Here is a 7,278-nt window from a genome sequence, read left to right as displayed (position 1 = left end):
GCCGGCCTATCCAATGTTGGGCCGTCCCTAATGGCCAAATCGCGCGTTCAGTTCATCTGCCAGAATTGCGGCTCGGTGCATCAGCGCTGGGCCGGCAAATGCGATGCCTGCGGCGAGTGGAACACGCTGGTCGAGGAAGGCACGTCCGGTGGCATCGGCTCGGGGCCGGCGAACACGCGCAACGCCCGCAAGGGCCGCGCCGTGGTGCTGACCAGTCTCGCCGGCGACATCGAGGACGCGCCGCGCATCGTGTCGGGCATCGGCGAGCTCGACCGCGCCACCGGCGGCGGCTTCGTGCGCGGCTCGGCACTTCTGGTCGGCGGCGATCCCGGCATCGGCAAGTCGACGCTCTTGACGCAGGCAGCCGCCGCGCTCGCCTCGAAAGGCCACCGCATCGTCTATGTCTCGGGCGAGGAAGCGGTGGCGCAGATCCGGCTGCGGGCACAACGCCTCGGCGTCGCCTCGACGCCGGTCGAGCTTGCGGCCGAAACCAATGTCGAGGACATCCTGGCGACCATCGCCGACGGAAAGCGGCCGGACCTCGTCATCCTCGATTCCATTCAGACGCTGTGGACCGATCTTGCCGATTCGGCCCCGGGCACCGTCACCCAGGTGCGCGCCGCCGCCCAGGCGATGATCCGCTACGCGAAATCCACAGGCGCGGCGATCGTGCTCGTCGGCCATGTCACCAAGGAAGGCCAGATCGCCGGCCCTCGCGTCGTCGAGCATATGGTCGACGGCGTGCTCTACTTCGAGGGCGAAGGCAATCACCACTTCCGCATCCTGCGCACGGTGAAGAACCGCTTTGGGCCGACCGACGAGATCGGCGTGTTCGAAATGTCGGACAAGGGGCTGCGCGAGGTTTCCAATCCATCCGAGCTTTTCCTCGGCGAGCGCCACGCAAAGTCCCCGGGCGCCGCGGTTTTCGCCGGCATGGAAGGCACGAGGCCGGTGCTGGTCGAGATCCAGGCGCTTGTCGCACCCTCCTCGCTCGGCACGCCGCGCCGCGCCGTCGTCGGCTGGGACGGCGCGCGGCTGTCGATGGTGCTCGCCGTGCTGGAGGCGCATTGCGGCGTCCGCTTCGGCCAGCACGACGTCTATCTCAACGTCGCCGGCGGCTATCGGATCTCGGAGCCGGCGGCCGATCTCGCGGTCGCCGCGGCGCTGGTTTCGTCGCTCACCGGTCTTGCCCTTCCCGCCGATTGTGTCTATTTCGGCGAAATCAGCCTATCGGGCGCCGTGAGGCCGGTTGCGCATGCGCAGCAGCGCCTCAAGGAAGCCGAAAAGCTGGGTTTTGGAAGCGCGGTGCTGCCGCTCGGCAGCGAGGAACTTGCCGGGGGGATCGGGGCCGGCGCTTTCCAGCCCACCGAGCTTGCCGACCTTGTGGCGCGCATAGCCGGCACACGGCGCGGTCGTGCCGACGACGGGGAGTGATGCGGCTCGTCGGGCCGTAAGACAGGAAGTGGGGCGAGAACCATGCCGATTACGCTGCTAGACGGAATCCTCGTCGGCTTCACCCTGGTCTCAGCAATGCTCGCCATGGTGCGCGGCTTCTCCCGCGAAGTGCTCTCGGTGGTTTCCTGGGCGGCGGCGGCGGCGGCGGCTTTCTTCTTCTACAAGCCGGTCCTGCCCTATGTTCAGCCCTATGTCGACAACGACAAGATCGCGATGGCGGCTTCGGCGGGCATCGTCTTCCTCATCGCGCTGATCGTCGTCTCCGTCATCACCATGAAGCTCGCCGACTGGATCATCGATTCGCGCATCGGCGCGCTCGACCGCACGCTCGGCTTTCTCTATGGCGCGGCGCGCGGCATCCTGGTGGTCGCGGTGGCGCTGCTGTTCTTCAACTGGCTGGCCGGCGCCAAGGCGCCTGCCTGGATCGCCAACGCCAAGTCGCGGCCGTTGCTGGAGACGATCGGCGCCAAGCTCGAAAGCGTGCTGCCGGAAAACACCGAGGAACTGGTCAACAAATACACCCATAAGGGCACGCCGCAGGCCGGCGCACCGGCCACGACTGACCAGCCCGCGGCCGAGCCTCCAGCAGGCGACGACAACGCGCCGGCGCCAGACGACAGCGAGGGCGAGGCGCCTGCCGACAACGAGCCGGCGCCGGCCACGCCAGCGCCCGCCCCGGCTCCAGCGCCGGCAAACTGATTGCGGGCCGGCTTGGCGCCGGTTGTGAATGCAAAAAAGCGTGCGTTGCGTTCGGCGAGAGATCGCCTTATATGGCGGCTTTAGCGGAGCTTGAGCACCAGATGGCAGACTCAACGGCAGATGAAGGCAAGGTCCTTTCCGCCGAGGCCGACGATCATTTTCATGACGAATGCGGCGTGTTCGGCATCTTCGGCCGGCAGGACGCGGCGGCCATCGTCACACTCGGCCTTCATGCCCTGCAGCATCGTGGCCAGGAAGCGGCCGGCATCGTCTCCTATGACGGCACCCAGTTCCACGTCGAACGCCATGTCGGCCTGATCGGCGATACCTTCACCAAACAGCGCGTCATCGACAGCCTGCAAGGCAACCGCGCGATCGGCCACACGCGCTACGCCACCACCGGCGGCGCCGGGCTGCGCAACATCCAGCCCTTCTTCGCCGAGCTCGCGGAAGGCGGTCTTGCCGTGGCCCACAACGGCAACCTCACCAACGCGCTCACCGTGCAGCGCGCGCTGCAGAAGCAGGGCTCGATCTTCTCCTCGACCTCCGACACAGAGACGCTGCTGCATCTGGTCGCGACCAGCAAGGAGCGCGATTTGAATTCGCGTTTCATCGATGCGATCCGCCAGGTCGAAGGCGCCTTCTCGCTGGTGGCGATGACCGCCAAGAAGATGATCGGCTGCCGCGATCCGCTCGGCATCCGCCCGCTGGTGCTTGGCGACCTCGACGGCGCCTGGATCCTCGCTTCCGAAACCTGCGCGCTCGACATTATCGGCGCCCGCTTCGTGCGCGACATCAAGCCCGGCGAGATGGTGGTGGTCACCGCGAAGGGCATCGAAAGCATCTTCCCGTTCGAGCCGCAGAAGACGCGCTTCTGCATCTTCGAATATGTCTATTTCGCGCGGCCGGATTCCTCGGTCGAAGGCCGCAACGTCTATGGTGTGAGGAAGCGCATTGGCGCGGAACTCGCGCAGGAAAGCCCGGTCGAGGCCGACATCGTCGTGCCGGTGCCGGATTCCGGCACGCCGGCCGCGATCGGCTTCTCCCAGGCCGCCGGCATTCCCTTCGAGCTCGGCATCATCCGCAATCACTATGTCGGCCGCACCTTCATCCAACCAGGCGATTCCATCCGCCACATGGGCGTGAAGCTCAAGCACAACGCCAACCGCCGCATGATCGAGGGCAAGCGCGTGGTGCTGGTCGACGATTCGATCGTGCGCGGCACCACCAGCCAGAAGATCGTGCAGATGGTGCGCGACGCCGGCGCCAGGGAAGTGCATATGCGCATCGCCTCGCCGCCGACCAGCGCGTCCTGCTTCTACGGCGTCGACACGCCGGAGAAGTCGAAGCTGCTTGCGTCGCGCATGTCGGTCGAGGAGATGGCGGAGTTCATCCGCGTCGATTCGCTCGGTTTCCTGTCGATCGACGGGCTCTACCGCGCCGTCGGCGAGGCACGCCGCGACAACGACCAGCCGCAATTCTGCGACGCCTGCTTCACGGGACAGTATCCCACCCGTCTGCTCGACTTCGAAGGCCACGACAATGTGCGCACGCTGTCGCTGCTGGCGAGCGGCGGGGCGTAGGGCGCCCGGACTATCAATTGCCTTCGCCGAGCTGTTTCGCGCCTTATGGAATCTCTCACATGACCCTCGACCTTTCAGGCCGCGTGGCGGTCGTAACCGGCGCCTCGCGCGGCATCGGCTATTTCATCGCCAGGGAGCTGGCGGCAGCCGGCGCGCATGTGATCGCGGTGGCGCGCACGGTCGGCGGGCTGGAAGAGCTGGACGACCAGATCAAGGCCGACGGCCGCGGCCAGGCGACGCTGGTGCCGCTCGATCTTGCCGACATGGCCGGCATCGACCGGCTGGGCGGCGCGATCCATGAGCGCTGGGGCAAGCTCGATGTCCTGGTCGCCAATGCCGGCGTGCTCGGCGTCATCTCGCCGATCGGCCATGTCGAGGCCAAGACCTTCGACAAGGTGATGACCATCAATGTGACGGCGACCTGGCGGCTGATCCGCTCGGTCGATCCGCTGCTCAGGCTCTCCGACGCCGGCCGCGCCATCATCCTGTCGTCCAATGCGGCGCATTCGGCGCGCGCCTTCTGGGCGCCCTACGCGGCCTCGAAAGCGGCGGTCGAAACGATGATGCGTTCCTGGGCACATGAAACCGAGAGCCTGCCGCTGAGGGTGAACGCCGCCGATCCGGGCGCAACCCGCACCGCAATGCGGGCGCAGGCCATGCCCGGCGAAGACCCGGAGACGCTGCCGCATCCGTCCGAGATCGCCAAGCGCATCGTGCCCCTGGCAAGCCCGGAACTGAAGGAAACCGGCCTGATCTTCCAGGCCAAGCACAACCGCTTCGTCGCCTACCGGCAGCCGGAATAAAGCCTGGGCGCCTGAGGCGTCGCGACCCCTCTATTCACGGGTCTGTGAACGGGGCGGCGAAAGCGTGTGCCGCCTCGCTGCTTTCGCTGCTCCATGGGAGTTGCTAGGATCGGCCCGACTCCGACATTTCAAAGCGAGGAATTCCCATGGCTGCTACTCCCAGCGTAGCGTTGGTCTGGTATCTGGTGATCGCCGGCCCGCAGGGCGGCATGGTGGTGCTGCCCAGCACCTTCGACACCCGCGAACAATGCACCAACGCCATCACCGAATATCAGAAGCAGCCGACCCCTCAGGGCTGGGCGGTGCAATGCGTGCCGAGCGCTTCGCCGTTTACCGATGAAGGGGATGCGGAAACGCCCTCGGCGCAGTAGCACGAGGCGTCGTTTCAGCGCCCAGCGCTCACGCTCAACGCCGGCTTGTTGTTGATCGTCTGGAACACCACGCAGTAGCGCTCGGTGAGCTTGATGAGCGAATCGATGCGCTCCTGCGGCTCGTCGGTGTCGAGATCGAATTTCAGTCTTATCTCGCGGAAGCCGACCGGCGCGTCGCGGGCGACGCCGAGCGTGCCGCGAAAATCGAGGTCGCCCTCGGCCTCGACGGTAGCGTTGCCGAGCTTGAACTCCAAGGCGGTCGCCACCGCTTTTAGCGTCACGCCGGCGCAGGCGACCAGCGCTTCCAGCAGCATGTCGCCCGAGCATAGCTCGAGGCCCGAGCCGCCGGTGGCCGGATGAAGCCCGGCGACAGCAAGCGCCCTACCGGTCTCCACCTTGCAGGCGATCGACTGGTCGTCGAGCGTGCCGCGGGCCTTCAGCGTGATCAGCGCCCTTGCGGCATCCTCGCGATAGGCGTCCTTCAACGGAGCCTGCATGGCCTTGAGGGCGGTGGAGTCCATTGTGTTGTCCTTCCGATCAGCCTTTGATGCCTTGATACCACTGATAGGCCGGCGGGACAGCGCCCCCCTCTGTCCTGCCGGACATCTCCCCCTCTTGGGGGGAGATTGGCAGCTTCTCCGGCGGCGCCCTTTCTGCAGCGCGTGGGAGATTAGCGAGCGTGGGAGAATGACGAAGGCCGACGCGACATCTGATCTCCTCCCTTGAGGGGGAGATGCCCGGCAGGGCAGAGGGGGGCGCGAAGGATCGCAACGTTTGCGATTGTTGTTTTGACTTCGCACGCCCAGGCCATACCTATTCCGAGACCATTTCCGGAGCCCACATGCGATCCAAGCTCGTCTCCCTCGTCCTGCTGGCGCTCGCCGCCTTCGCTCAGCCCACCTTCGCCGAAGCACCCGAGCGTCCAGCCCCGACCGGCGGCGTGCTGTCGCTGTTGCCGCCTCCGCAGGTGACAGAGCATTCGATCACGCTCGGCGGGCGCAAGCTGGATTACCAGGCGAAGGCCGGCACGCTGTCGCTCCTATCCGGCAAGGGCGAGGTGACGGCCGAGATCTTCTATGTCGCCTACTCGCAGCAATCGCCCGCCCCGGCGAAGGAGCGGCCGATCACCTTTGTCTTCAACGGCGGGCCCGGTGCTGCGTCGGCTTACCTGCATCTCGGCGCGATCGGGCCGCGCATCGTCGAGACCGCCGCCGACGGCGAGTTCCTGCGGCCGCCGCAGAAGCTCATCGACAACCCCGACAGCTGGCTCGACATGAGCGATCTCGTCTTCGTCGATCCGGTCGGCACCGGCTACAGCCGCGAGGCGCCTGGGCACGAGCCGAAGGAATTCTGGAGCGTCGATGCCGACGCCAGCTCGGTCGGCGCCTTCATCCGCCTCTATCTGGCGCAGAACGGCCGCACCGGATCGCCGCTGTTCCTCGCCGGCGAGAGCTATGGCGGCTTTCGCGCCGCGCTGCTTGCCCGCACGCTGCAGGAGAATGTCGGCCTCAGCCCCAGCGGCATCGTGCTGATCTCGCCAGCGCTGGAATTCATGCTGGTGCGGCCCGACCAATTCGACCAGCTGCACTGGGCGCTGGAGCTGCCTTCGCTGGCGGCAACGCGGCTGAAGGGCGACGGCGTGAGCGGCGACGCGTTGCGCGACAGGTTGGCCGAGGTCGAGCATTATGCGCTCGGCGATTACCTGACGGCGCTGAACAGCGGGCTGGAGCAAGGCAGCAAGCTCGCCGGCGGGCGCGTTTCAGAGATCACAGGCCTGCCGCTGGAGCTCGTCCAGCGCAATTTCGCCCGCATCCCCATCGGGCTTTTCGCCAAGGAATTCCAGCGCGCCACCGGCAAGGTTCTGAGCCCCTACGACGCCACCATCGGCACTGCCGACATCGCGCCGCAAAGCGCCCGTGAGGCCGGCCCCGACCCGGTGCTCGACCGCAGCGTTCCGGTGCTGACCTCTGCCTTCGTCGCTTACGCCCGCGACGAGCTGAACTACCGCACTGACGTCAGCTACCGGCTGCTCAATGGCGAGGTCAGCCGCAGCTGGGATTACGGCACATCAGGCCAAGGCTATGCCGGTGTGATGAACGACCTGCAGCGCGCCCGCTCGCTCAACCCGGCGCTGGGTGTCGTCATCGTCAACGGCTATACCGACCTCGTCACCCCCTATCTCGCCTCGCGCTATCTGGTGAACCAGCTTCCTTCGCTGTCAGGCGCCAGGCCGATCCGACTCGACGTCGTCGAGGGCGGCCACATGATGTATCTGCGGCCGGACGGACGGCGCGCGCTGAAGGATGCGGCATCGGAGCTCTATCAGGCGACGCAGTAAGGCCGACCGGCCTCCGGCAAACGACCTGC

Annotated in this window: 7 protein-coding genes; 6 read left to right on the top strand and 1 reads right to left on the bottom strand. The window is 66.5% G+C overall.

Annotated elements, in window-relative coordinates:
• Nucleotides 1-30: 30 nt before the first annotated feature.
• The 5 genes from radA to LB520_RS25755 all read left to right on the top strand — a co-directional run bounded on the left by radA (nucleotide 31) and on the right by LB520_RS25755 (nucleotide 4,911).
• Complete coding sequence (gene radA, locus LB520_RS25775; RefSeq protein WP_224639829.1) at nucleotides 31-1,434, top strand: DNA repair protein RadA; 1,404 nt, start codon at nucleotides 31-33, stop codon at nucleotides 1,432-1,434.
• Between the two features lie 42 nt (nucleotides 1,435-1,476).
• Entirely contained in the window at nucleotides 1,477-2,154 is a 678-nt protein-coding gene (locus LB520_RS25770; RefSeq protein WP_140636064.1) for a CvpA family protein, read from the top strand.
• Nucleotides 2,155-2,255: 101 nt separating this feature from the next.
• Nucleotides 2,256-3,737, top strand: coding sequence for an amidophosphoribosyltransferase (gene purF, locus LB520_RS25765; protein ID WP_224639826.1), 1,482 nt, complete (start codon nucleotides 2,256-2,258; stop codon nucleotides 3,735-3,737).
• Between the two features lie 59 nt (nucleotides 3,738-3,796).
• Complete coding sequence (locus tag LB520_RS25760) at nucleotides 3,797-4,540, top strand: SDR family NAD(P)-dependent oxidoreductase (protein WP_224639825.1); 744 nt, start codon at nucleotides 3,797-3,799, stop codon at nucleotides 4,538-4,540.
• A gap of 146 nt (nucleotides 4,541-4,686) precedes the next feature.
• On the top strand, nucleotides 4,687-4,911 hold the full coding sequence (locus LB520_RS25755) for a hypothetical protein (protein ID WP_041008353.1): 225 nt from the start codon (nucleotides 4,687-4,689) through the stop codon (nucleotides 4,909-4,911).
• A 14-nt stretch (nucleotides 4,912-4,925) separates the two neighbouring features.
• Here the strand turns inward: LB520_RS25755 and LB520_RS25750 are convergent, their stop codons facing one another.
• Nucleotides 4,926-5,432: an OsmC family protein gene (locus LB520_RS25750; RefSeq protein WP_224639824.1), complete on the bottom strand. Its 507-nt coding sequence runs from the start codon at nucleotides 5,430-5,432 to the stop codon at nucleotides 4,926-4,928.
• Between the two features lie 320 nt (nucleotides 5,433-5,752).
• Between LB520_RS25750 and LB520_RS25745 the strand changes: the two genes are divergently transcribed.
• Nucleotides 5,753-7,249: a S10 family peptidase gene (locus LB520_RS25745; protein ID WP_224639823.1), complete on the top strand. Its 1,497-nt coding sequence runs from the start codon at nucleotides 5,753-5,755 to the stop codon at nucleotides 7,247-7,249.
• The last annotated feature ends 29 nt before the right edge of the window (nucleotides 7,250-7,278 follow it).

Origin of the sequence: Mesorhizobium sp. CA12 (assembly GCF_020165255.1) — a bacterium.
GTDB lineage: Bacteria > Pseudomonadota > Alphaproteobacteria > Rhizobiales > Rhizobiaceae > Mesorhizobium.
Note: the sequence above shows the minus strand (reverse complement) of the source record. Positions and strands in the feature narration are given on the sequence as shown.